Source organism: Gluconobacter sp. P5H9_a (assembly GCF_018812085.1).
GTDB lineage: Bacteria > Pseudomonadota > Alphaproteobacteria > Acetobacterales > Acetobacteraceae > Gluconobacter.
The window spans coordinates 1-520 of record NZ_JACRVW010000086.1; the positions used below are offsets into that span (position 1 = coordinate 1).

Consider the following 520-nt stretch of genomic DNA (forward strand, 5'->3'; position numbering starts at 1 on the left):
TAGTCGTTCATGCGTTTTCTGATGATTACAAGAGTCAGCCGATTGGGGGCTCGGGGTCTCGCGTGATTTGTGGTGTGATTCGGTAGGGCGCAACACGAAAACCCCCGCTGTCTCGGTGAGAGAGCGGGGGTTTTAGAACTGTATTGGTGTGGTTGCGGGGGCAGGATTTGAACCTGCGGCCTTCAGGTTATGAGCCTGACGAGCTACCGGGCTGCTCCACCCCGCGGTGGTGTATGTGATGTTGGTGTGTGGGAGTTTTTATGAGTGGGCTAGGGGACCTGGCGGCGACCGACTTTTCCGCACCTTGAGGTGCAGTATCATAGGCGCTGAGGGATTTCACGGCCGAGTTCGGGAAGGGATCGGGTGTAGGGCCCTCGCAATGGCCACCAGGTCTTCTAGCCCACCCAGTCTTTTTGAGAGTGGGTGGAGGTTGGTGTTTTATGAGTGTGGCTGATTTCTGTGCATGTGTTTGATGTGAGAAGTATGAGCGATTAGGACCGGTTAGCTGCATGCATTACTG

1 tRNA gene and 1 rRNA gene are annotated in these 520 nt (G+C 55.2%); both read right to left on the reverse strand.

The annotated features are described in order from the left end of the window. Positions 1-149 precede the first annotated feature (149 nt). Positions 150-226: transfer RNA gene (locus KP708_RS15600), tRNA-Met, on the reverse strand. Between the two features lie 50 nt (positions 227-276). Next, positions 277-391 (reverse strand): 5S ribosomal RNA (gene rrf, locus KP708_RS15605). Positions 392-520: the final 129 nt, after the last annotated feature.